Raw genomic sequence first — 21,044 nt, forward strand, 5'->3', positions numbered from 1 at the left:
CCATCAAATGGGTCAGATCCGCCGATCAAACCCTCACGCACCAACCTTGCGCAGCGTGTCGTCGACATACTTCTTGGCGCGCGGCACATCATCCTCGTCAATATGCTCGATGATCAGCGGGATGTTCGGGTTCAGTTCGTGCAGGCGCTCGATATAGAGCGGGTAGTTGAGAACACCGAGACCGGCACCAGGCAGCTCGACCGCACCGGCACCGCGGAAGGTATTGGCCTCCGGCCCGTCAATCGCGACGTGCTTTTCGCCCTGATCCTCGGCAACCTTGCAGTCCTTCGCATGGGCAATCTTGATCTTGTCGCCGATCGCGTTGAACATCCTGTTGATGGTGCCGTCGACGTCGTTGATCGTGGTTTCGTCGAAATAGTTCGTCGGGTCCATCAGCATGCCGAGACCGGGGTGGCGCAGGTCCGCAAACAGCCGCAGCACCTCATCGACCGAGCCAATGACATTGTTGACGTAGTTTTCGACAAGGAACACTGCGCCGTGGTCATAGGCTTCCTGCGCCAGTTCGGCGATGACCTTCAGCGCCTCCTCGTAACCTTCCTCGGTCTTGTTGCGCGGATCGTGCACCCAGTCGCTCTCGACATTGTAGGTGCCGGTTTCGGAGATCACATAGGGCGTGCCGCAATCGCGAGCGTGGCGGATGATCTCCTTCAGATAGCCGACCCGACGGGCGCGTTCGTTCTTGTCCGGATGGATGATGTTTGTATAGCCCGAGATCGCGCAGATCGGCAGGTTGGCATCACGGAAGGCGTTGCGCACCGTGCTGCATTTTTCCCTGGTGATATTGCCGGCGGAAAAATCCATATCCTTGAAGGACAGGTCAAGCTGCACCGTCGAAAAGCCATTGGCCTTCGTCTTCGCGATCACCGTGTTGAGGTCATAGGGGAAATACCCGGTAAAGATACCGACAGGAATCATGATGTTTCACTCCCTTTTTCTGATTGAACTCACATCCGGCCCTCAGGCCAGAAACTCCGCTTCAATTTCAGCCAGCTTTACCGTCCGCTCCTCCTCGATGGAGCGGTAGCAGGCTTCCACGCAGGCCAGTGTCTTGAGGTTGTCTCGGCCCGAAATCTCCGGTTCGCCGCCGGTCTCGACGGCGCGCAGAAGCTGGGCCATGGTTCCGGCAAAGGCATCGGGAAACCAGACGCGACCAAGTGTCGGGGCAATCCAGCCCTTCGGCATCTGCGCGGTGGTGAACCTGAGTGTCGAGGGCACCAGAACCGGATACTGGAACCAGCTGATCGTGCCCTCGGCGAGCCCTTCCGTGCCGACGACACGCCACTTGATGTAGGGATCGTCCTCGCAGTCGCCGCCGGGACCGACCCAGACATCGTCGAGGCTCGTCGCCATGAAATCGTCGTCATATTTGAAGGTGTATTGCGATATGCCGTCGCGGTGCGGGAAGGTCGTGCGCGGATCCTGGCGGACAACCGTGGTGATCTTTTCCGGATCGCCGAACAGATAGCGGAAGCTGTCGATGTGGTGGATGCCCATATTGAGGATCTCGATACGATCATATTTCCGCAGGAATCCCTGCCAGTCGGGGATCGCCCGCATCTCGATCGTCGCCAGCACCCGCTCGCCGAGCAGCCCCCTGTTCAGAAGCGTCTTCAGCGCCCGGATCGACGGGTCGTAGCGCATGTTGGAATTGACACCGAGCGGTATGCCCGCCTCTTCACAAAGCCTGACGATCTCGCGCGCTTCGGCAAGGTTCATCGCGATCGGCTTCTGGCATAAAATGCCCTTGATATGGCTCTTCTGCTTCACCGCCTCGCGGATGATGCCGAGCTGCTGGTCCGGCGGCACGGCAATATCGAGAATTTCGACGGCCGGGTCGTGCACCACGTCCTGCCAGCTGTCATGGACATTCGGAATGCCGCGAAGCGCGGCCACTTCTTCACTGTTGCTGCGCTCCAGTGAGGTGATCGTGTACGGCGTGAAACCGGCCTCGGCATAGGCGACGAGGTGGCAATCACGCATGATGAAGCCCGCACCAATGCAGCCAATGCGGAAATCCTTGCGGGCGGGAAGTTCCGGCATGATGTCAAGATCGAATGGCAGAAGAGATTGCTGGGACATGATCCTCAGTCCTTCAATTCGGGAACAACATTTTCGCGCATCATCCGACGGCGCTCGACATAGGCCGGCAGGATGTCGATATCGGGCTCGTTGAACCAGGCGAAGGGATCGGTCGCGGCGGTGAGCGCCACATTGGCCCAGGCATTGAAAGAGCCGGAGCGGATGATGACCTTGGCCTTCGGCGCGACGACCTCGACCAGTTCCTCGTGCGGCGTGGCAAGAAAGGGTGCGCCAGCGCCGGTGTAGATCTCCTGAAAGGTCTTGTAGAGATCGGGATGGCGATCGCGCACCGCCTTGTCGAAATGGACGGCCTCGACGAACATTTCCTTGCGCAGCACCTTCAGGATGTCGATGACATCCGGAAGACCTTCGTAAAAGCCGAGATCGATACGGTTTGCATCTTTCGGAATCGGAAAGCCGGCATCGGTGACCAGTACGATGTCGCCATGACCGACGGTGGCCATGGCCTGAGCGAGACCGGGATGCAGGATATGGTTGGGGATCATTTTCTCCTCCTTATGGTTTGAAACGGGTCGCGAAAAGCCACTGCAGACAGGGACAGCCCGGCAGCGGTTGATCGGCGAGATCAGGGAAAGAACCGAAAGGCGCACTGAGCGTACGGGCCAGCGCAAGGCTCAGCCGGGCTCTGTTCGGCAATGCTTTTGAAAACGGCAAAAGACATGGTTTCCTCCCGAAATCTTTTGTGCCGGGCCGTGACGAGAGAACCTCCATCTCCGATCATGACCACGGTTCCGAATTTAGCAGGGAGGCCCTGAGCTGCCGATGGCGGCATCTCTCAAAAACATGGACAAAATTCTCATCCGCTGCGGAAGGAAAAGCTTCACGTTACCAGCTCTCGCTCGCCCTGAAGGCGCGTGGCGACAGCCCCGCATGCTTCTTGAATTCACGGGAGAAATAAAGCGGATCAGGATAGCCGACGGCCATGGCGATGGATGAGACAGGATCATCGGTTTCGACCAGAAGGCGCTTGGCCTGCGCCATGCGATAGTCGCGCAGCCAGGCAAGCGGCGCCTTGCCGAAGGCGGTCTGGAACAGGCGGAACAGCTGCGCCTTGCTGACCCGGCATGCATTGGCGAGCTTGTCGATATCCCAGTGCTCGTTGTAGTGCGCGTGAATCTGCGCCATCAGATCGCCAAGCCCCTTATGCGTGGCGGCCTCCGGTTCCAGAAGACGGTTCTCGCGGGCCGCCACCAGCGCCTCGACAAGCGCCGAGACATGCCGGTCGCAGGCCGCCTGAATCGCCAGGGAAGAGCGGTCGAGCTGATCGAGCAGCTCGATGAGCAGCGCTTCGACATCCTCAGGCTGGGCGAAATGAAAAACGGGATCATCATGCACGGTCAGGACGGCCATCAGCCGCGAAAGATTGGCACTGTCGACGCGCAGCCACAGGATTTCCCAGGGATTTTCCCGCACCGGCCGGTGGGCGTGGGCCTCGCGGACCGGCAGCCATGCCATTTCGCCTGCCCGCACGGCATGTGACCTGCCCCTGACGGTCACCACGCCTTCGCCCCGGACACAGAACAGGAATTCATGACCCGGCACATCCTGTCGCTCGATCCGGTGATCGGGTCCGGCCTGGATATGCCCGGCGCGCAGCACCTGATAGGCAAAGAGCCCCAGCCATCCCTCATGAACAGGGAAGTAGGAGCGAAGAATGCGGGTCTGGGGCACAGATGCAGGCGCCATGGCGCGGGCGGTCTCCGGTTTGTCTTTGACAAGACTTATCACAGAGTTACCGTCCGTCGTCAGATTTCGAAACCGCCTGACGGAGGCAAATGCGCGCGTCTGGAAGCCGCTCACGCAGCCCGCTTCATGAAGGCCTCGACCTCGTCACGCCGATGGTAGGATGGCACGGTTTCCCAGCGCGTGCAGCAAAGGGCGGCAACGGCGGCGGCAAAGCGGGCCGCCTCCTGCAACGGCTTACCTTCGGAAAGCCCAACGGCAAGGGCGGCATTGAAACTGTCCCCGGCGCCATTGCTGTCGACGTGATCGACCCTGAAGGCCGGGATGGTAAAGGTCCCCGCAGCCGTCGCGCCGAACACGCCGTCTTCGCCGAGCGTCATCACCACGGCCCGGCAACCGGTTTGCATCAGCCGACGCGCGATTTCTTCGTTGGGCGTCGGATCATCCGGCGCGAGGCCCAGCACGACGCGGGCTTCCGTCTCATTCGGCGTCAGGAAATCGACCATCGACAGGTCCTTGCCGACAAGATTTTGCGCCGGAGCTGGATTAAGGATGGTCCGCGCACCACCGGCTGCGGCTTTCTTCAACCCATAAAGCGCGGTGTCGAGTGGGATCTCCAGCTGGGCAAGCGCAATATCTGCCGGTTGTGTTATTTCAAGCGCGTGATCGACATCGGCCGGCGAGAACAGCTCGTTGGCGCCCATATCGACGACGATGACATTGCGCGCCGCATTGTCCTTGATGATGAGACCGGCGCCGGTGGGCTTTTCATCCGTGACCCGGAGCCCCGAAATTCCGATACGCTCCTCCTTCATCAGCGCCACGAATTCATGACCAAAGACGTCATCGCCGATCACCCCGGCAAATTCCACCGGGCAGCCGAGCCTTGCGACCTGAACCGCCATATCCGATCCCTTGCCGCCGAATGTCTGGCGGAAATCGCGACCGAGCAGGGTTTCCCCCGCCAGCGGAATTCTGTCAGCGGTCATCACGAGCGCCTTGGCATAGCTTCCCAACACAAGAACCGACATGATCTTTCCTCCCTTCGTCCTTCCATTCACATCAGGCTGGGGGGCCGGAAACCCTGCCCCCTGCCCCATATCACACAGGCGTCAGTAGTCGTTCGGATCGCCTGCGATACCATCAACGATGGCCGGGCCGGAGCTCGTGCCAACCAGTTCGGCACCCGCTTCAAACAGCGACTGCATCTTCTCGCGTGTGTTGACCTTGCCGGACACCTTGACGCGGCAGGGCGCCTTGATGTTGGCGGCCAGGATCTTCACATCCTCCTCGGTGGCGGCGCATCCGCCCTTGCCCCAGCCACTCGACTGTTTCACCCAGTCGATACCTGCTTCGCAAGCGAGCTGCGCGACGCGGGCCTTCATCGCATTGTCGGTGATGTAGCCGAATTCCAGCATCGCCTTGATCTGCATGCCCTCTTCATGGGCAACGCGGGTCACTTCCTGCAATTCCTTTGCATAGGCGGCTTCATCGCCACCGAGGATCAGGCCGGGGTTCGGCGGGAAATCGAACTGGTCGGCGCCTTCCTTGGCCAGCAGCCGCACGACGGCGAGCTTCATTTCCAGCGTATCGTTGGCCATCGGAAAATTGACCGTCGAGGCCACTTTCACACCCGTGCCAGCCAGCGCTTCCTTGGAGAGCTTCACCCAGCACGGCGGCACCATGGCGGCGTCGAAACCATATTCGGCACAGACCTTCACATGAGCCAGCAGCCCTTCCTTCGTCAGGTCGGGATTGACGTTGGTGTACTGGATCGCCTTTGCGACCTGCTCCCGGTTACTGAAATCAATCATCGTTCTTAACTCCTCAGGGTGACGATGACCGGATTTTAGCGGCCTTCCGTCTGCGGCTGGATGGCATGATTTCTCAAAAACATGGACAAAGCTCTCATTCGGACGAATTCTTCGTGGTTGCGAAAAGGCGTTGTTTTACAGATAGAAACCGCTCCGCCGTGACAAACAAAAGCAGGTCCGGCGCAAAAGCCGGACCTGCATGCCAGTGAACCTCAGCGACGCGCAATCGCGTCAGGCAGAAAGCTTCTGAACCGCCGGCGGTTGGCTCAGCACACCGGCTGCAACGAGCATGTCATGCAGACTTTGAATGCTGGCGGGTGATGCCGGTGCGGCAGGCGGCAGGACGGCGGTCGCATCGGCAAAGCCGACCATTTTGATGCCTTCCTTGACGACGGAATAGAACGGGGCCTCGAGCGCGGTCATGTAGGACAGGTGCACAAGCTTCTGCTGCCAGGCGACCGCTGCAGCGTGATCACCACGCCGATAGGCTTCATAGAGCTCGACCGTCAGCTGCGGCGCGAAATTGGCTGAGGCCGGCACGACGCCATCGCCGCCCATGATCAGCGTGCCATGAAGATATTCGTCAAAGCCGGCGAACACCAGAAAATCCGGGCGCTGTGCCTTGATGACGTGAATGGCGCGACGGATGTGGCTCAGCGTATCGACCGTGTCCTTGAGACCGATGATGTTCTTGCAGTCGAGCGCAAGCTTCAGGACAAGCTCCGGGCTCATGTCCTGGCCGGTGACGACCGGGAAGTTATAGATCATCAGCGGCAGATCGACATTGTCGGCAATCTCGCGGAAATAGCGGTAGAGATTGTCCTCGGAAAGCCTGGCGTAGAATGGGTTGATGGCGACGACGGCATCGGCGCCGTGTGCTGCGGCATGCTGGCCGAGCTTGATCGATTCCGTCGTGCTCGGCAGGCCGATACCGATCAGCACCGGCACGCGACCGGCAACATGGGCGATGCAGAATTCGGCGATTTCGAGCCGCATCTCGATCGGCATGTGCTGGGATTCGCCATTGCTGCCGAGAAAGAAGAGCCCGTGCACGCCACCTTCGATCATATGATCGATCAGGCTGGCCTGGCTTTCCCGGTCAAATGCAAGGTCCGGGGTAAAGAGGGTGGAAACGGGCGGGATGACACCATGAAATTTAGGCATTGGAAATCCATTCGGATCAGGCCGGTCACAACTGACGTTGAAAGATCTGCCAGGACCGGCCGGTTGGTTTCAGTGTTTCAGAGCAGCGCGCGGTAGAGCGACTTGACGTCGTCAATGTTCGCGTCGCGCGGATTGCCGCCGGTGCAGACATCGGCCATCGCGGCTTCGGAGAGCGCATCGACATCTTCCGCCCTCACGCCCACATCGGAGAGCTTGGTCGGGATCGCGACGTCGATGGAAAGCTGCTGGACCGCAGCAACGGCAGCCTTTCTGACCTCTTCGAGGCTCATTTCAGCGGCACCCTCAACCTTCATCGCAATGGCGATGTCGCGGTATTTCTCGCCGGTGTAATCGGCGTTGTAAGCCATCAGCGTCGGCAGAAGGATGGCGTTGGCAACGCCATGCGGCGTATCGTAGAAAGCGCCGAGCGGATGGGCCATGCCATGGACAAGACCAAGGCCGACATTGGAAAAGCCCATGCCTGCCACATACTGGCCAAGCGCCATGTCCTCGACCCCTTTTTGATCTCCGGCACAAGACGCACGCAGAGATCGGGCGATGATCTCGATCGCCTTGAGGTGCAGCGCGTCGGTGAGCTCCCATGCCCCCTTGGTAATATAGCCTTCGATGGCATGGGTCAGTGCGTCCATGCCGGTGGCAGCCTTCAGCGACTTCGGCATCGAGCCCATCAGATCGCTGTCGATGATTGCGACCTGCGGAATATCGTGAGGATCGACGCAAACGAATTTGCGGCGCTTTTCCTCATCGGTAATCACGTAGTTGATTGTCACTTCAGCTGCCGTGCCAGCCGTTGTTGCCAGCGCAATGATCGGCACGGACGGCTTTTTCGTCGGAGCGACGCCTTCGAGCGAGCGGATATCGGCATATTCCGGGTTGGCGATGACGATGCCGATGGCCTTGCAGGTATCCTGCGGCGAGCCACCGCCAATGGCGATCAGGTAATCGGCGTCAGCAGCCTTGAAGGCCTCGATCCCGGCCGTGACCGCTGCGATCGTGGGATTGGGCATGACCTTGTCATAAATGGCATAGGCAAGCCCCGCCTCATCCAGCATGGCAGTCACCTTGCCGACGACACCAGCCTTGACCAACGGCCCGTCAGTCACGATCAGCGCCTTTTTATAGCCCCGGCGCTCGACTTCACCGACAAGCTCAAAGCGCGCACCCGCCCCGAAATAGGATGTTTCGTTCAAAATCATGCGGTTCATGCTGTTTCCTTCCCTTGGGCGTCAGTCGTCGAGCCGATAGGCCCTGGCGGCGTTTTCACCGAAAAACTTTGCCTGCCACGCCGTGCCTCGCCGGGCGGTGGCCGAGATCAGAAAATCGATCCAGGGGCGCGACGCCGTCCCCAGCCGGTTGACCGGAAAGTTCGAGGCGAACATCACCCGGTCTTCACCAAAACTATCCACAAGTGCATCAAGTGCGCCTTGCGCTTTCCTAATTCCTGCGTCGTTTGGCAGTGTGAGCCCGGAAATCTTGCAGTAAACATTGTCCAACGCCGCCAGCTGTCGAAGTCCTTGCCGCCACAAGGCGAGCGTCGGCTGATCCATGCCGCCTGCAAAGAAGGCGTCACCTGGATTTCCTGCGTGATCGAGAATGATCGTCGTTTCCGGTGCAGCTTCGGCGGCCTGCGCGAGGTCACTGAGTTCATCCGGGCGCATGCAGGCATCGAAAGCCAGCCTCAGGCGACCGAGCTTCTTCAGATTGGCGATGAATAGCGGCTCGAGGCAGAGACCGGGCGCAGCTGTCGGCATGTGCAACACCTGCCGCGCGCCCTTCAGTCCCTTGTCCGAAAGCCATGGCGCGAGCTGCGCTTCAATATCGCCCTGCGAAAGGCGGGCCGCAATGACGGCGCCCTTCACAGGGTTGGCCGGGTCAGCGGTCATGGAAAACACGATCCGGTTTTCCGTGGCCAGATCCTCCGGTGCAGCGTCGATCTCGACGTAGACCGCAGCGGCAAGGTGGAATTCATCCCCCTCCCCCGCTGCCGCCCGCCATTCCTCAAGCCCGAATGTTCGGTTCAGCGCCGGCGCATCGATCAGCCACGGCGGCGTGACCGTGTCGGGCGACCACAGGTGAATGTGAGAATCGATGATCTCCAGCATGACGTGGCCCTGTCACTTGCCAGCCTTGCCGCCATTGCCCGGCAAAACATCCCAACCGGCGCCGATAACGGGCTCCAGTATGGCCTCCACAGCCTTCAGCAATTGCGGATCGATCTCTTCGCCGGCCCAGCGAATATTGCGCATGACATTCTCAGCGCGGGCAGTGCCAACCACTGTCGTGGCAATATCGAATTCGCCCGCGGTGGAAAGGGCAAACTTGATCGCCAGCTCGGAAATATCGCTGCCCATCGCCTTGCAGTAGCGCGCGGCTGCATTGGCAAGTTCGATGACCTTTTCATTGCCCGGATGCCAGTCTGGCGCGCCCCTTTCGGTCAGCAGCCCCATGCCAAGCGGCGAGGCATTCAACACGCCGATCCCGGCTTCGGACAGGCGCCTGGCCACCGGCCCGAGGCGGCGATCCTGCAATGTGTATGTGCAGTAGGTCATAACGGTATCAACCTGCTGCTCGATGGCGATACGTTCCATGACGTCCAGCAGATAGCCGGTTATGCCAATGTTTTTGACAATGCCCTGCTCCTTGAGCGCGCGCAGCGTCGGCAGGGCCTCATCGACCAGTTGCTGCAGATCGCCGCATTCAATGTCATGGCACTGAATGACGTCGATATAATCCGTTCCAAGCCGCTTGAGGCTGGCCTCGATCGAACGCTTGGTCGCATCCGCTGAGAAATCCCAGTCCTTGTCGCCATAACGCCCGATCTTGGTGGCGATATGGAATGTGCTGCGGTCCTTTGCCTCCAGCGCCTTGCCAAGCGCGGTCTCGGCGGTCGTCATGCCGTAATAGGGCGCAACGTCGAAATAGTTGATCCCATTATCCAGTGCCACCGCAACGGCCTCACTGGCCTCGTCCTGGGAGACCTTGAAATAGATGCTGCCCAGCGACGCGGCACCAAAGGCCAGTTCGGGCACATCAATGCCGGTCCGTCCAAGCGGATGATACTTCATGTTGAAATTCCTCCCATGATAAGACATGGCTTCCTCCAGTTAGGCAGCTTCAACGACGGCGGCTCCCGCGCCGCGGAGAAAACTGCATGGTTTGACCTTCTTGCCGGTCAGCGAACATCGCTGACCGGGATGTTCATGCTTTTGCCGGGGCTCCGAGCTGAAGCCCTGCCCTTTCCGGACGCACATGCGGGCCGGCCTTGTTGGCCCAGCAGCCATTCAGCTGATGCCGGGAAATGGCGACCTCATCGACCTCGAAGCCGAAGCCGGGCTTGTCTCCGAGGACAATACCGCCATCGGCGATTTCCTGATCGACGGCGATCCCGTATGGCGGCGCGATATGCTGGATTTCACAGCCGATATGATTTGGGACGGCCGCCGCCGCATGCGCCACGGGATTTGCGTTGTAGCCGACCGGACTGACCGGCAGATCATGTGCGTGGGCAAGGTTGGCAACCCGCAGGAAATGGCTGATCCCCCAGCAACTTCCTGCCTGAACGATATCGACTGCATTTTTCTGGATGAATGGCCGGTACTGTTCCAGCCCGGTCAGGTTTTCGCCCGTGGCAACGGCGGCCCGACAGGCACCGGTCAGGGCGGCATGACCGTCCGCATCCCAGCGCCGCACCGGCTCTTCGATCCAGGTCAGGTCGATCTGATCCTCGATCGCACTCAGGAAACGAACCGCCTGCTTGCGCGACCAGCTCTCGTTGACATCAAGCATCATCGAAGGGCGCGGCAAATTGACCGAGAGAACGTCGCGGACGGCCTTGAGCCTCTCAATATCCCGCAAGGGGTCGCTTCCGCCTTTGATCTTCGCGGCAGCGAAACCACGATCTGCCCACTGGCGGTAATATGCGACGAGACTCTGATCATCGAGTCCGTAGTCCAGCCCGGACGCATAGCCCGGAACGAACCGGTCCCGCGCGCCGAGAAGCCGCCACAACGGTTCACCAGCAAGTTTTGCCTTGATGTCCCAAAGGGCCATATCGGCAACGCCGATGGCGCCGAAGACAGAGCCGCAATGTCCTGTCTTGAACACAAAGGACTGCATGCGATCATAAAGCGACGTCACCGCGCGGGGATCCTCGCCTTCAAGCGCCGGAAAAACGCGGGCGATATCGGCATGTCCGCCAAGGCCAATACCATTGACCCCCTCATCCGTCTCGATGATCAGGATCGGCACGTCCGTGATGCCATTCTCGATGACACCATTGACATCGCCCACGGGGCGACCCCAATCGCAGATTGTTGTCAGACTGCGGTATCCGGTGATCTTCATGATAGTCCTCATGCGGCACGGACAGGCAAACCATATCCATGCATGCGTTATTTATGATACGTAATATGTAATATGAATTTTCTGAGCATACCAGAACTTTTTGGTCACCGGGCCGATTTTTTGGAAATGCGCCTGCGGGAAAGCGGCATTCAGGCTGCGCTCGGTGATGGTGACGCCCGGCATTTGACGCCTTGCCAGCGGGTTGCAACACAGCGATGAGATTGTCTCAAAGAATGAAAAATGCAAGAACATCAATCATGCGAGATCACGGCGCCGCCATGACCAGGCATTCCGAAAATTGCCAGGCTGGCCTTCGCCGATCCGGCGGTTGTAAAACGCGAAGAGTAACGGGAAAGAGATGACATGGTGAGCGACGGTATTACGGGCACAGCCAGTCCAACCTTTGCAAAACGCGGTCGCCTCGCCGATGCGGTCATCGAACACCTGACCAATGCCATTGTCACCGGCGTCTATCCGGTCGGCAAGTCACTCCCGACGGAGACCGCTCTGTGTGACATGTATCAGGTGAGTCGCACGGTTATTCGCGAGGTCTCGACCACGCTTGCCGAAAAGGGGCTGATCATCAGCCAGCAGGGACGCGGCACCATCGTCCAGGAACAGTCGAAATGGAACCTTCTCGACTCGACCGTGCTTGCCGCCCTGTTTCGCCGCGAAGACGGCCTCACCTATCTCGACAGCCTCATTGAAATCCGCCTTTTGCTGGAATGCGCCATGAGCGCGAAGGCTGCCGAGCGGATCACCGATGACGAGATCACTGCGCTTCGCGGCATACTCGCACGGCTGAAGTCGCTGGCGTCCGATCCCCTCGCCTATGGCAAGGCCGACCTCGACTTCCACGACTTCATTATGGAAGTCTCGGGCAATCAGCTGGGCCGAGCCATCATCAACGGCATTCAGGGGCAGGCACTGGCAACCCGCGACTATCACGGTCACCCGACAGCGACAGATATCAAGGCCACGCACCTCGCCCACGAAGCGATCGTGGATGCAATCGCCCGGCATGATGCCAAGGGCGCTTCACAAGCCATGCACGACCATATCGAAGGTTCGTGGAAGCATCGCCGCCGCATCGCCGACTGATGAGCCCTCTGCACGGCTGACGACCAGCTGCACTGCGGCTCTCCCGCCCAATTGCGGCTGACGACCTATCCGTGTGCGGATTTTTCTCTTCTGTATGACTGGTTTCGCTCTCATGGCCCCCGCCCGGCCCATCAAGGCAGCGTCATGACGTCGCACCCGAAGCTCGGCCATGGCGAGCAGCCCTGCCGATCACTCAAAATCCAGCCAATCCGAATTTCAACCATAGGCAGGCAACAGGTTTTTCCGCGCCAATACAAAAAACACTTGCGTCCGGAGCGATTAAAGATAATACATATTACGTATTACCTCATATAAAGTTTTGCTATCACCATGGGAGGAGCATAGCATGACCATTCAAGTAGCATCCGATGCGGCGGGCGAACCCGTTGTGGAGGAACCCGCCAACGGCGCGCATGTCCACGGCGCCGCCCGCAGCAAGCTTCTGTTTTCTCTGATGATCAGCAACTTCGTCCTGCTCGCGCTCTATTGCGGAGTGCTGGGTGTCTTGCTGCCCAATCAGATCGCCGCACTTGATCCGGACAACAAGACGGCCAATCTCGCAATCCTGTTTGCCATCACCTCGGTCTTTTCGACGCTGACGACACCGATTGCCGGCGCGTTCTCCGACCGGACGCGCAGCCGCTGGGGACGACGCACGCCATGGATCGCTGCCGGCGCTCTGATCGGCGCAGCGGCACTCTTCGGTGTGTCCTTCATGACCACATTCGTGTCGATCACGGTCATCTGGGTGATCGCATCAATCGCACTGAACTCCATGCAGCCTGCGCTGACAACAGTGGTGGCGGACCGTTTCTCGATCTCCTCACGCGGCATTGCCGGTGGTTTCGTTGGCGCGGGCATGACGGCGGGCGTTGCCGCCGGCCCCTTCATCGGCGGACGACTTGCAGACAATATGGTGCTCGCCTATGGCGTTTTTGCCGCCGCGATTGCCGTCACCTGCATCGCCTTCGTCATCTTCAATCGCGAAAAACCTTCGCTTGAAGAGGTCAGGAAGGAAGAATTCCATATCGGCGAATTCCTGCATGGCTTCTGGGAACCGCTGAAAAGTCACGATTTCGCCTGGGCTTTCGCTGGCCGATTCGTCATCTATATGGGCTATCAGGGCATTGCCACCTATCTGCTCTATATCCTGATGGACTACATCAAGCTGTCGAATGCCGATGCCAACATCATGATCGGCAATCTTGCTTCCGTTACCTTCGTCTTTGTGGTCATTGCCTCGCTCGGCGGCGGCTACCTGTCAGACTACCTGCAGCGTCGCAAGCCCTTCGTCTTCCTCGCCAGCATCTTCATGACAGCAGCAATGGTCGTGCCGCTCTTCATGCCAACCATGCAGGGCATGTATATCTATGCCGCCCTGATCGGTATCGGCTACGGCGCCTTCATGTCGATCGATCTGGCGCTGATGACCCAGGTCCTGCCGAAGACCGAACGTGGCGACAACGGCAAGGATCTCGGTGTTCTGACCACAGCAGTCAACATCCCGCAGATCATCTCGCCGCCGATGGCTGCAATCCTGCTCTCGGCCTTCAACCACAATTACCAGGTCCTGTTCATCGCCGCAGTGATCTTCGTCGGTCTGGGTTCGTTCTGCGTGCTGCCGATCCGCTCGGTCAAGTGATCGCCTGCCAACATCATGTCCTGCCGCAACAGGCGGCAGGACATAGAGCGCCGTGCGTCCTTTCGGTCGCACCAGGACGCCCTATCTTATTGAATTGACGCATCGTTCTTTTCGAAAATCGATTCCGGTTTTCGAGCCGATGCGCTAGTCTTTTCCCGGGAGGATGAAATGGGTACCGTGCGCAAGTGTTTCGCCGTCGACATCAACAACGATCCAGCGCTGATTGAAAAATACAAGCAATTCCACAAACCCGGTGGACCGCCTCAGGCGGTGACGGATTCCATTCGTGCCGATGATATCCGTGTGCTGGAAATCTATCTGGTGGGCGACCGCATGTTCATGATCATGGAACAGGGCGACGACTTCAACGAAGCCGAAAAGGCTAAGCGCGATGCAGTCAATCCCGATGTGAAAGCATGGGATGAGATGATGCGTTCGACCTATCAGAAGCGCCTGCCCTTCGCTCCGGAAGGGACAACCTGGATCGAAATGGAACGGATCTATTCCCTCGACGAGCAGTGAGCCAGGCGGCTTGAGACGCGCCAGGCCTCTTGGGCGGCGCGCTCAGGCTTGCGGCATGCCACTTGCTGGCAATGGCCTTGATGAAGCAATTGTCGGTCGGCTGACCAGGCCGCGACAAGGCCAGCGTGACCTTGTTCACACAGCCCCAGCGATCAGGCTCACGGGAGATGGTCATGAACAAAGCCCATGCCCTGACATCATTCGGGCCTGTGGCCACCTGACAGTCCTCGCCAAGCCTTGCCTTCAAGCGGCGTTTGCGGTGCCTGCTCGTGAGCGGCAGATCTGCACACGGACACTTTGTCATCGCTTCCGCGCCGTCACCCAGCCGACAGCTGCAAGATGTATCAAAAGGCATGCGCCAGTGTCCGGCCGCATTCATGTGGCTGGCCGATCGACCCGGGAAACGGAATCTTGCCTGCAATCACAGATCCCGGATTTGACATCAGCGCTCGCGCAGCCGGCTTTCGACGAGAAGACCTTCCTCGTCGAGGATCGGGTGGGCAACCGACACGAAATGGGCATTCATCCGCTTCAGGTCACGTAATATGTCGAGATGGACCGAGGATGTCTCGCGGCTCTCGGGCTTGCCCTCGCGCAGCCGGATCAGGTGACGCTGCGCCGATTGCCTTTCATGCTTGCGCACCTCGATCTTCAGTTCCATCAGCCGCTTAGCGAGATCGCGATCACGCGTCATGAAGACGGTCTGCGCCATGCGCAGCACCTCGAAGGTGAGCAGGAACATGGCATCGAGCTCACGATAGCCTTCATCAGAGAAGTGCAGACCGAGCCCGACCTTCTTGCGCACCTGCACGACCAGTCCCCGCTCGATGATGTCGCCGATATGCTCCAGATTGATCACGTAATCGAGGATGGTGATGCTGCGGCGGCGCTCTTCCTCGCTCGCCTCGCGGCCGAGACGGGACAGATAGGTCTTGACCTGCTGCTGGCAGAGGTCGACGCGCTGCTCCAGCAGCGAGACATCCGAAAGCTGAAGCAGATCATTCTTGCGAAAGGCCAGCCGCGTCTGCTCCAGCATCCGCTCGATATCATCGCCGATGGCCAGCGCCTGCCGGCTGGCACCCGCCAGCGCCAGCGCCGGCATGTCGAGAGCCGCCTCGTTCAGCCATTTCGCCGCCAGCGGCGTCTGGCGATCCGCATCAGGCAGAACATGTTCAAGACCATCGGAAAGGCGCCCCGCCACCGGCCAAACCAGCACGGCAAGCATCAGGTTGAAGACCAGATGTACCTCTACCGCAAGCCCGGTCAGCGTCAGCGGCAGTTCCCCCAGTCCGCTGGCAATCAGGTTGGCAAAGGGCATGGCAAGCGCACTGCCGGCAATGCGGATGACAAGGTTACCCGTCGTCAGGCGACGCGCCGAGGGTTTGCCGCCAAGCGTCGCGATCACCGGCGGTATCGCCCCGCCAATATTGGCGCCAAGGACCATGACAACACAGAGACCGCCGGGAAGGCCGAGCGACAGAACCAGAAGAACGGCCGCCAGCGACGAGGAACAGGCGGCAGCGATCAATGCGGCGGCGATCAGGGCGACCGGCCGCGCCTGATCGAGCATCGACAGAAAACTTGCCATGGCCGGCGCATCGCGCAGCGGCACGGTGGCAGCCTCCAGCAAGGTGATGGCGACCAGCATCAGCCCCACGCCGATCAGCGCCCGGGCGATGCCGCTGCGCAATGCGCCTTCACGGCGGCCGAGAATATAGCCCGCCAGCAACAGCGCCGGACTGAGTGCGGCAACCCCCGTTGAGATCACGAGGGCCGTCAGAGCCGTACCGACATTGGCGCCAAGCAGCACGATCTGCGCCATACGGCCCTTGATCAGTTCGCGTTCGACAAAAGAGGATGTCAGCAGCGCCGTCGCCGTCGATGACTGCAGGCCGAGCGTTGCGACCAGACCCGAGACAAAGGCACGCGACCCGGTTTTCGTGCCGAGACCAAGTGCCGTCTTCAGGCGCACGCCAAAGGCGGTCGTCACGCCATCACGCACGAGGCCAAGCCCGAACAGCAGCAGGGCGACTGATCCAGCAATCTGCAATACGACCAGAAGCGATCCCAAATCAGATCCCTCTCAAATCAAAATGGTACGGAAAGTCGTAAATCACCGAGATTCGCGCGGTTTGTTCATTCCGTCAAGAAAATCGCACGAAACGAGTGCTGTCGTGCCACACTTTGTCGGAAGACCATTCCAAACACGGAATTATATGGTACTAACCTGTTATAACCAGATTCATAACGCAAGGGAACATTGCATGGAAGCCGGTCTTTCTGAAACAACGGACATCATGATCAAGGCTGCCCGCGCCGGAGCCGCCGTTGCGATGGATTATTTCAACCGTTCCACGCCGCTCAAGATGGTGGAAAAGGCACCGCGCGACTACCAGCTGGCAGCCGACGTCGCCACGGAACGCGCCATTATCGCGGTTCTGAGAGCCCATTTTCCGCAAGCAGGCATTTCCGGCGAAGAGGGAACGGGAGACCAGGCCGGCTCGGGCGCCATGCGTTTTCTGATCGACCCGATCGACGGCACATCCAATTTCGCCTTTAGGATTCCCTTCTTTGCCCAGGTGATCACCTGCCTGATCGACGGCGTGGCCGAAATCGGCGTCATCCTCGAGCCGGTCCGCGACGAAATCTTCGTCGCCGAGCGTGGCAAGGGCGCCTTTCTCAATGGCAGACGGCTTCCGTCCTGCGCCGATGTCGCTCCGGATCACGCCATTGTCGGTGTCGGCCTGCCAATCCCCGGCCAGGTGCGCGGCGTCGATGTCGAGCGCTACTTCGGCGCCGTGCGCCAGGTTTCAGATACGGCTGCCGTCACGCGCCGTCTCGGCTCGGCAGCCCTGTCGGTCGCCTATGTTGCGGCCGGCCGCCATCACGCCTGCTTCGAGGATGGTCTCGACACGCTTGACTATCTCGCCTCCGCCCTGCTGCTGCGTGAATGCGGCGGCATCGTCACGGACTTTCAGGGCCGGGAGCAGAATGGCAATGGCGCCGTTCTTGCCAGTGTGCCCTCGCTGCACGGCTGGATGGTCAGCCTGTTTGCCGGCTGAGACCCGCCAGCATCGCCGCCATGACCGCGGGCTCGTCGGTGGTGATCTGGTCAACGCCAACGGCAACAAGTGTCGCCAGGCTTTGTGAAGCCTCCGGATGCGTAGCGTTGAGCGTATAGGCATCGACCGTCTTGCCCTCGGCCTGAAACAGGCGCGCGAGATTGATCCCGCGCTTGAGACCGGCCAGAATGATCGGATATTCCAGATAGATGTAGCCGGCAAAGGGGGCTGCCGCCACGGCATCTGCGGCAAATTCGGCAAACCGCCCGGAGGCATTCAGCGCCGCAAGCGTATCGTCCGTACAGGGATCATAGCCGATCGTGAGCCCTTCAAGCCCGCCGCCGAGCCGCTGCAGGCCCATGGCATCATCGCCCGACAGAACGAAATATCCGGCGATACCGGCCAGACATTCCCGGAAATGGTCAAAATGGGCCTGCTCCAGACTGTCGATCCGATCCTTGAAATCGAGCTGGATGCGCGTTCGGGAGACCGGTTTCGACGCCCGCACCGCCTCGCAGAGTTCGCCAAGCGTCATGGGTGGCGACCAGGTCGGCGCGCCCTTGTCGCCAAGCATCGACAGGGTTTCGATATCCTTCGTCGTCCGGCTTCTGACTGAACCGCTGCCGTCCGTCTCGCGATCAAGGGTCGCATCATGCAGGCAGACGAAGCCGCCGTCGCCGAGCGCCCTGAGATCGACCTCCATCGAAGCGCCATGGGCCAGTCCGGCCCAGAGACCGCTGCGATCGAAGGCGCAGTCATCAAGCCGCTGGCGCAGGCGATGCCATTTGAAAACCGGAAGTCGCGCTGTCATTGCCCCGATGCCGCATTGGAGCGATAGACATCTTCGCCGTCCCGGAACACCGAGTAATGCTGCGGACGCAGATGAATATGCTCGCCGGCCCTGACCGCTGCATCCGTTCCCGACTGGATCTTCAGCCGCTGGCCGGCCTCGCCTTCCGCTTCGATGATAAGATGGGTGCCAAAATGGATCACCCGGTCGACCCGCACACGCGCCGCAGCGGCGTCAGCCCCGCAAAGGACCAGCCGCTCCGGCCGCATCGCAAGCGTTGCCGGACCGTCCGAAAACGGTACGGACAGATCGAATCCGCCGGCCCGGACCTTGCCGCCGGAAACATGCCCTTCGATCAGGTTCATCGCCCCGATGAACCCGGCGACGAAGGTGTCGCACGGATCGGCGTAGATATCGGCGGGCGCACCGATCTGGTTAACCTTGCCGACAGACATGACCACGATCCGATCGGCGATCGCCAGGGCCTCATCCTGTCCGTGGGTGACGAAGACGGTGGTAATGCCAAGCTCGCGCTGAATATTGCGAACCTCCTCGCGCAGCCGCTCACGCAGATGCTGGTCAAGGCTGGCAAAGGGTTCATCCATCAGCAGGATTTTCGGCTCAAGCACGATGCAGCGGGCAATCGCGACACGCTGCTGCTGACCGCCGGAAAGCCGCACCGGGCTGCGGTCGGCGTAACCGCCAAGCCCGACCAGTTCCAGGGCCGTCTCGACCTTGCGGCGGATCTCCGCCCGCGGCAGTTTCCGGAGCTTCAGCCCGAAGGCGATGTTGTCATAGACGCTCATATGCGACCAGAGCGCATGGCTCTGAAACACCATGGCCGTCGGCCGGCGTTCGGGCGGGCTTGCCGTCACGTCAGCGCCATCGATCAGCACCTGACCCGCACTCGGCCGCTCAAAGCCGCCAATGATGCGCAGCAATGTGGATTTTCCCGAGCCGGACGGACCGAGCAGGCAGACAAGCTCACCGGAGGCGATTTCCAGTGACACATCCTGAACCGCCACGGCATGTCCGTAGGACTTGGCAATATCCTTCAATTCCAGTTTAGCCATTTCAATGCATTCCTGATAGTTCGGGGTGGTTCCGCCTCATGCGCCAAATCCCTTGGCGAACTGGTTCGAGGCCAGAACCCTGCGCGCAAACAGAAGCGCAATGAAGGAAGGAACCCACAGCAGCACCGAGAGCACTGCGCCATATTGCACGACAATCTGACCGTTGATCATCTGCAGCATGACCATCGGCATGGTGCGAAGCTTCGGCGCGCCGACAAGCCAGGCACCCTCGGTTTCGTAGAAGGTGGAAACGAATGTGAGCAGCATCGCCGCCCCGATGGCCGGAGCCGCCTGCGGGATGGTGACGTGGAGGAAGGTGCGCAATGGCCCTGCCCCGACATCCCGGGCCGCCTCTTCAAGCCGCCGGTCAACCCCACGGAAGGCGGCTGACGGCAGCCAGATCATGATCAGCATGGTGTTGAGCAGCTGCACGAGCACGATGCCCCAGAACGTGCCGATCAGACCGAGGCTGAAGAACAGCGTCGCGATCATGACGATCAGTCCGAAACGCGGAAAGGCGTTGATCGCAAGAAAGGACATCATGAAGGTGCGCCGCCCGACAAATTCCATGCGGGCAAAGGCATAGGCCGCCGGCAGGCAGATCACCGCCGAAAGCAGGGTGACCGTGACCGAAAGTGTCAGCGACAGGCGCAATGCCGAGAGAACATCGGCCCGCGCCAGTGTCGTATGCCAGTAGCGCAGCCCCCATTGCGTCGGAAGCAGCGAGGGATAGTACCATTTTTCGGCGAAGGCCCAGACAAAGACCGTACCGATCGGCATGACCACATAGGCAAACAGAACCACGAAGATGATCGAGCCGACAATCGTGCTGAGACTGATCTTCATACGTCATCCCTCTTCGTCAGCATGACAACATAGAGAATGCCGAAGACGGCGCAGGTGATGAAGGTGACGACGGCCTGGGTTGCGGCAAAATCCGGTTCCCGCACATCCGAAAAGGTCCGCAGCATATAGGGGCCCATCATCTCCGGCGAGGCCGGTCCGAGCATGTAGGGGATCACGAAAGAGCCGAACAGGCTGATGACATTGAGCGCCAGAACCACCATCAGACTATCCGTGATCAGCGGCAGGATGATGCGGCGAAAGATCGTCACCGGCCCGGCACCGACATCCCGTGCCGCCTCGATTGCCTCCTGTGATACACGCGCCATGCCGGCCGTCAGGATCAGCAGCGTCAGCGGCAGATGATCCCAGATGAGGCCGATCACCGGCCCCCAGGCCGTGAGATAGGGCGAGCGGTACCAGTGGAAGCCCACGGTTTCGAGCAGCATCTGCAGCACACCGTTTGGTCCGATATAGCGGATCAGCGCATAGGCGACGATGATGCCCGGCACGAACATCGGGAAGAGCGCCAGCGCCTGAACCACTGCGGCAAGCCGGCTGCGGGTGAAGTGAAGATACATGGCGATGGGCAGGCAGATGACGACTAGCAGCACCAGCGTGACCGCCGTGGTCCAGATCGTCCTGAAATAATTGGCCATGCTGTAGGCATCGGCAAAGAAGCGATGATAGCGCGCCAGTGTCCAGGTGACGGTGCCATCGGCATCCGCCACCTGAAGGGTTTTGATGATCGACACGCCGGCGGGATAAAGGAGAAGCCCGACCATGACGATGAGCGGCAGGCTGACAAGAGCCAGCCCGCGCAGATTGCGTTTGAGAGCGTTCTCGGTTTCCACGACGCGGGCT

General features: G+C 60.0%; 20 protein-coding genes. 4 read left to right on the forward strand and 16 right to left on the reverse strand.

Going from position 1 to position 21,044, the window contains the following annotated elements; translation table 11 throughout:
• Window positions 1-33 precede the first annotated feature (33 nt).
• The 11 genes from HCK86_RS22690 to HCK86_RS22740 form a co-directional block, all read right to left on the reverse strand.
• Window positions 34-936, reverse strand: a complete 903-nt coding sequence (locus HCK86_RS22690) for a sugar phosphate isomerase/epimerase (protein ID WP_176086777.1) — start codon at window positions 934-936, stop codon at window positions 34-36.
• 42 nt (window positions 937-978) lie between these two features.
• Window positions 979-2,100, reverse strand: a complete 1,122-nt coding sequence (locus tag HCK86_RS22695; protein WP_176086778.1) for a Gfo/Idh/MocA family oxidoreductase — start codon at window positions 2,098-2,100, stop codon at window positions 979-981.
• A gap of 5 nt (window positions 2,101-2,105) precedes the next feature.
• The gene (locus HCK86_RS22700) at window positions 2,106-2,606 is read right to left on the reverse strand and encodes an RbsD/FucU domain-containing protein (protein WP_176086779.1); all 501 of its coding nucleotides are present in this window, start codon (window positions 2,604-2,606) and stop codon (window positions 2,106-2,108) included.
• A 340-nt stretch (window positions 2,607-2,946) separates the two neighbouring features.
• On the reverse strand, window positions 2,947-3,807 hold the full coding sequence (locus HCK86_RS22705; protein WP_176086780.1) for an AraC family transcriptional regulator: 861 nt from the start codon (window positions 3,805-3,807) through the stop codon (window positions 2,947-2,949).
• 110 nt (window positions 3,808-3,917) lie between these two features.
• Window positions 3,918-4,835 (reverse strand): ribokinase, encoded by a 918-nt coding sequence (locus tag HCK86_RS22710; protein ID WP_176086781.1) that lies wholly within the window; start codon window positions 4,833-4,835, stop codon window positions 3,918-3,920.
• A gap of 81 nt (window positions 4,836-4,916) precedes the next feature.
• Window positions 4,917-5,618 carry a deoxyribose-phosphate aldolase gene (gene deoC / locus HCK86_RS22715; protein ID WP_176086782.1) on the reverse strand — a complete coding sequence of 234 codons (702 nt, stop codon included), beginning with the start codon at window positions 5,616-5,618 and terminating at the stop codon, window positions 4,917-4,919.
• Between the two features lie 231 nt (window positions 5,619-5,849).
• Window positions 5,850-6,782, reverse strand: coding sequence for a dihydrodipicolinate synthase family protein (locus HCK86_RS22720; RefSeq protein WP_176086783.1), 933 nt, complete (start codon window positions 6,780-6,782; stop codon window positions 5,850-5,852).
• Between the two features lie 77 nt (window positions 6,783-6,859).
• A complete protein-coding gene (gene fucO, locus HCK86_RS22725; protein ID WP_176086784.1) occupies window positions 6,860-8,008 on the reverse strand; it encodes a lactaldehyde reductase in 1,149 nt (382 codons plus the stop codon).
• Between the two features lie 21 nt (window positions 8,009-8,029).
• On the reverse strand, window positions 8,030-8,905 hold the full coding sequence (locus HCK86_RS22730; RefSeq protein WP_176086785.1) for an amidohydrolase family protein: 876 nt from the start codon (window positions 8,903-8,905) through the stop codon (window positions 8,030-8,032).
• A gap of 12 nt (window positions 8,906-8,917) precedes the next feature.
• Window positions 8,918-9,868: an aldo/keto reductase gene (locus tag HCK86_RS22735; RefSeq protein ID WP_176086786.1), complete on the reverse strand. Its 951-nt coding sequence runs from the start codon at window positions 9,866-9,868 to the stop codon at window positions 8,918-8,920.
• Between the two features lie 133 nt (window positions 9,869-10,001).
• A complete protein-coding gene (locus tag HCK86_RS22740; protein ID WP_176086787.1) occupies window positions 10,002-11,147 on the reverse strand; it encodes a mandelate racemase/muconate lactonizing enzyme family protein in 1,146 nt (381 codons plus the stop codon).
• A 366-nt stretch (window positions 11,148-11,513) separates the two neighbouring features.
• On the opposite strand from HCK86_RS22740, the gene HCK86_RS22745 reads away from it, so the two are divergent.
• From HCK86_RS22745 to HCK86_RS22755, 3 genes are all read left to right on the forward strand, one after another.
• On the forward strand, window positions 11,514-12,248 hold the full coding sequence (locus HCK86_RS22745; RefSeq protein WP_210260017.1) for a FadR/GntR family transcriptional regulator: 735 nt from the start codon (window positions 11,514-11,516) through the stop codon (window positions 12,246-12,248).
• Between the two features lie 346 nt (window positions 12,249-12,594).
• Window positions 12,595-13,890, forward strand: a complete 1,296-nt coding sequence (locus HCK86_RS22750; protein ID WP_176086789.1) for an MFS transporter — start codon at window positions 12,595-12,597, stop codon at window positions 13,888-13,890.
• 168 nt (window positions 13,891-14,058) lie between these two features.
• Window positions 14,059-14,412, forward strand: coding sequence for an L-rhamnose mutarotase (locus HCK86_RS22755; protein WP_176086790.1), 354 nt, complete (start codon window positions 14,059-14,061; stop codon window positions 14,410-14,412).
• Between the two features lie 442 nt (window positions 14,413-14,854).
• Here HCK86_RS22755 and HCK86_RS22760 read toward each other — a convergent pair whose 3' ends face one another.
• Window positions 14,855-16,483 (reverse strand): Na/Pi cotransporter family protein, encoded by a 1,629-nt coding sequence (locus HCK86_RS22760; protein ID WP_176086791.1) that lies wholly within the window; start codon window positions 16,481-16,483, stop codon window positions 14,855-14,857.
• A 193-nt stretch (window positions 16,484-16,676) separates the two neighbouring features.
• Between HCK86_RS22760 and HCK86_RS22765 the strand changes: the two genes are divergently transcribed.
• Window positions 16,677-17,474: an inositol monophosphatase family protein gene (locus tag HCK86_RS22765; RefSeq protein WP_176086792.1), complete on the forward strand. Its 798-nt coding sequence runs from the start codon at window positions 16,677-16,679 to the stop codon at window positions 17,472-17,474.
• Here the strand turns inward: HCK86_RS22765 and HCK86_RS22770 are convergent.
• The 4 genes from HCK86_RS22770 to HCK86_RS22785 are packed head-to-tail and all read right to left on the reverse strand — an operon-like array spanning window position 17,455 to window position 21,034.
• The gene (locus HCK86_RS22770; protein ID WP_176086793.1) at window positions 17,455-18,285 is read right to left on the reverse strand and encodes a glycerophosphodiester phosphodiesterase family protein; all 831 of its coding nucleotides are present in this window, start codon (window positions 18,283-18,285) and stop codon (window positions 17,455-17,457) included. The two genes, HCK86_RS22765 and HCK86_RS22770, sit on opposite strands and share 20 nt — an antisense overlap.
• Entirely contained in the window at window positions 18,282-19,337 is a 1,056-nt protein-coding gene (locus HCK86_RS22775) for an ABC transporter ATP-binding protein (protein WP_176086794.1), read from the reverse strand. Before HCK86_RS22775 ends, HCK86_RS22770 begins: the two co-directional genes overlap by 4 nt.
• A gap of 36 nt (window positions 19,338-19,373) precedes the next feature.
• On the reverse strand, window positions 19,374-20,183 hold the full coding sequence (locus HCK86_RS22780) for an ABC transporter permease subunit (RefSeq protein ID WP_176086795.1): 810 nt from the start codon (window positions 20,181-20,183) through the stop codon (window positions 19,374-19,376).
• Window positions 20,180-21,034, reverse strand: a complete 855-nt coding sequence (locus HCK86_RS22785) for an ABC transporter permease subunit (protein ID WP_348641117.1) — start codon at window positions 21,032-21,034, stop codon at window positions 20,180-20,182. The genes HCK86_RS22780 and HCK86_RS22785 overlap by 4 nt, the downstream gene beginning before the upstream one ends.
• Window positions 21,035-21,044 lie beyond the last annotated feature (10 nt).

Origin of the sequence: Martelella sp. HB161492, from assembly GCF_013184775.1 — a bacterium.
Taxonomy (GTDB): Bacteria; Pseudomonadota; Alphaproteobacteria; order Rhizobiales; family Rhizobiaceae; genus Martelella.

Excerpts from the sequence above, each read along its gene's own strand:
- HCK86_RS22690 (WP_176086777.1), bottom strand. The coding sequence starts at position 936 with ATGATTCCTGTCGGTATCTTTACCGGGTATTTCCCCTATGACCTCAAC.
- HCK86_RS22695 (WP_176086778.1), bottom strand. The coding sequence starts at position 2,100 with ATGTCCCAGCAATCTCTTCTGCCATTCGATCTTGACATCATGCCGGAA.
- HCK86_RS22700 (WP_176086779.1), bottom strand. The coding sequence starts at position 2,606 with ATGATCCCCAACCATATCCTGCATCCCGGTCTCGCTCAGGCCATGGCC.
- HCK86_RS22705 (WP_176086780.1), bottom strand. The coding sequence starts at position 3,807 with ATGGCGCCTGCATCTGTGCCCCAGACCCGCATTCTTCGCTCCTACTTC.
- HCK86_RS22710 (WP_176086781.1), bottom strand. The coding sequence starts at position 4,835 with ATGTCGGTTCTTGTGTTGGGAAGCTATGCCAAGGCGCTCGTGATGACC.
- deoC (WP_176086782.1), bottom strand. The coding sequence starts at position 5,618 with ATGATTGATTTCAGTAACCGGGAGCAGGTCGCAAAGGCGATCCAGTAC.
- HCK86_RS22720 (WP_176086783.1), bottom strand. The coding sequence starts at position 6,782 with ATGCCTAAATTTCATGGTGTCATCCCGCCCGTTTCCACCCTCTTTACC.
- fucO (WP_176086784.1), bottom strand. The coding sequence starts at position 8,008 with ATGAACCGCATGATTTTGAACGAAACATCCTATTTCGGGGCGGGTGCG.
- HCK86_RS22730 (WP_176086785.1), bottom strand. The coding sequence starts at position 8,905 with ATGCTGGAGATCATCGATTCTCACATTCACCTGTGGTCGCCCGACACG.
- HCK86_RS22735 (WP_176086786.1), bottom strand. The coding sequence starts at position 9,868 with ATGAAGTATCATCCGCTTGGACGGACCGGCATTGATGTGCCCGAACTG.
- HCK86_RS22740 (WP_176086787.1), bottom strand. The coding sequence starts at position 11,147 with ATGAAGATCACCGGATACCGCAGTCTGACAACAATCTGCGATTGGGGT.
- HCK86_RS22750 (WP_176086789.1), top strand. The coding sequence starts at position 12,595 with ATGACCATTCAAGTAGCATCCGATGCGGCGGGCGAACCCGTTGTGGAG.
- HCK86_RS22755 (WP_176086790.1), top strand. The coding sequence starts at position 14,059 with ATGGGTACCGTGCGCAAGTGTTTCGCCGTCGACATCAACAACGATCCA.
- HCK86_RS22765 (WP_176086792.1), top strand. The coding sequence starts at position 16,677 with ATGGAAGCCGGTCTTTCTGAAACAACGGACATCATGATCAAGGCTGCC.
- HCK86_RS22770 (WP_176086793.1), bottom strand. The coding sequence starts at position 18,285 with ATGACAGCGCGACTTCCGGTTTTCAAATGGCATCGCCTGCGCCAGCGG.
- HCK86_RS22775 (WP_176086794.1), bottom strand. The coding sequence starts at position 19,337 with ATGGCTAAACTGGAATTGAAGGATATTGCCAAGTCCTACGGACATGCC.
- HCK86_RS22780 (WP_176086795.1), bottom strand. The coding sequence starts at position 20,183 with ATGAAGATCAGTCTCAGCACGATTGTCGGCTCGATCATCTTCGTGGTT.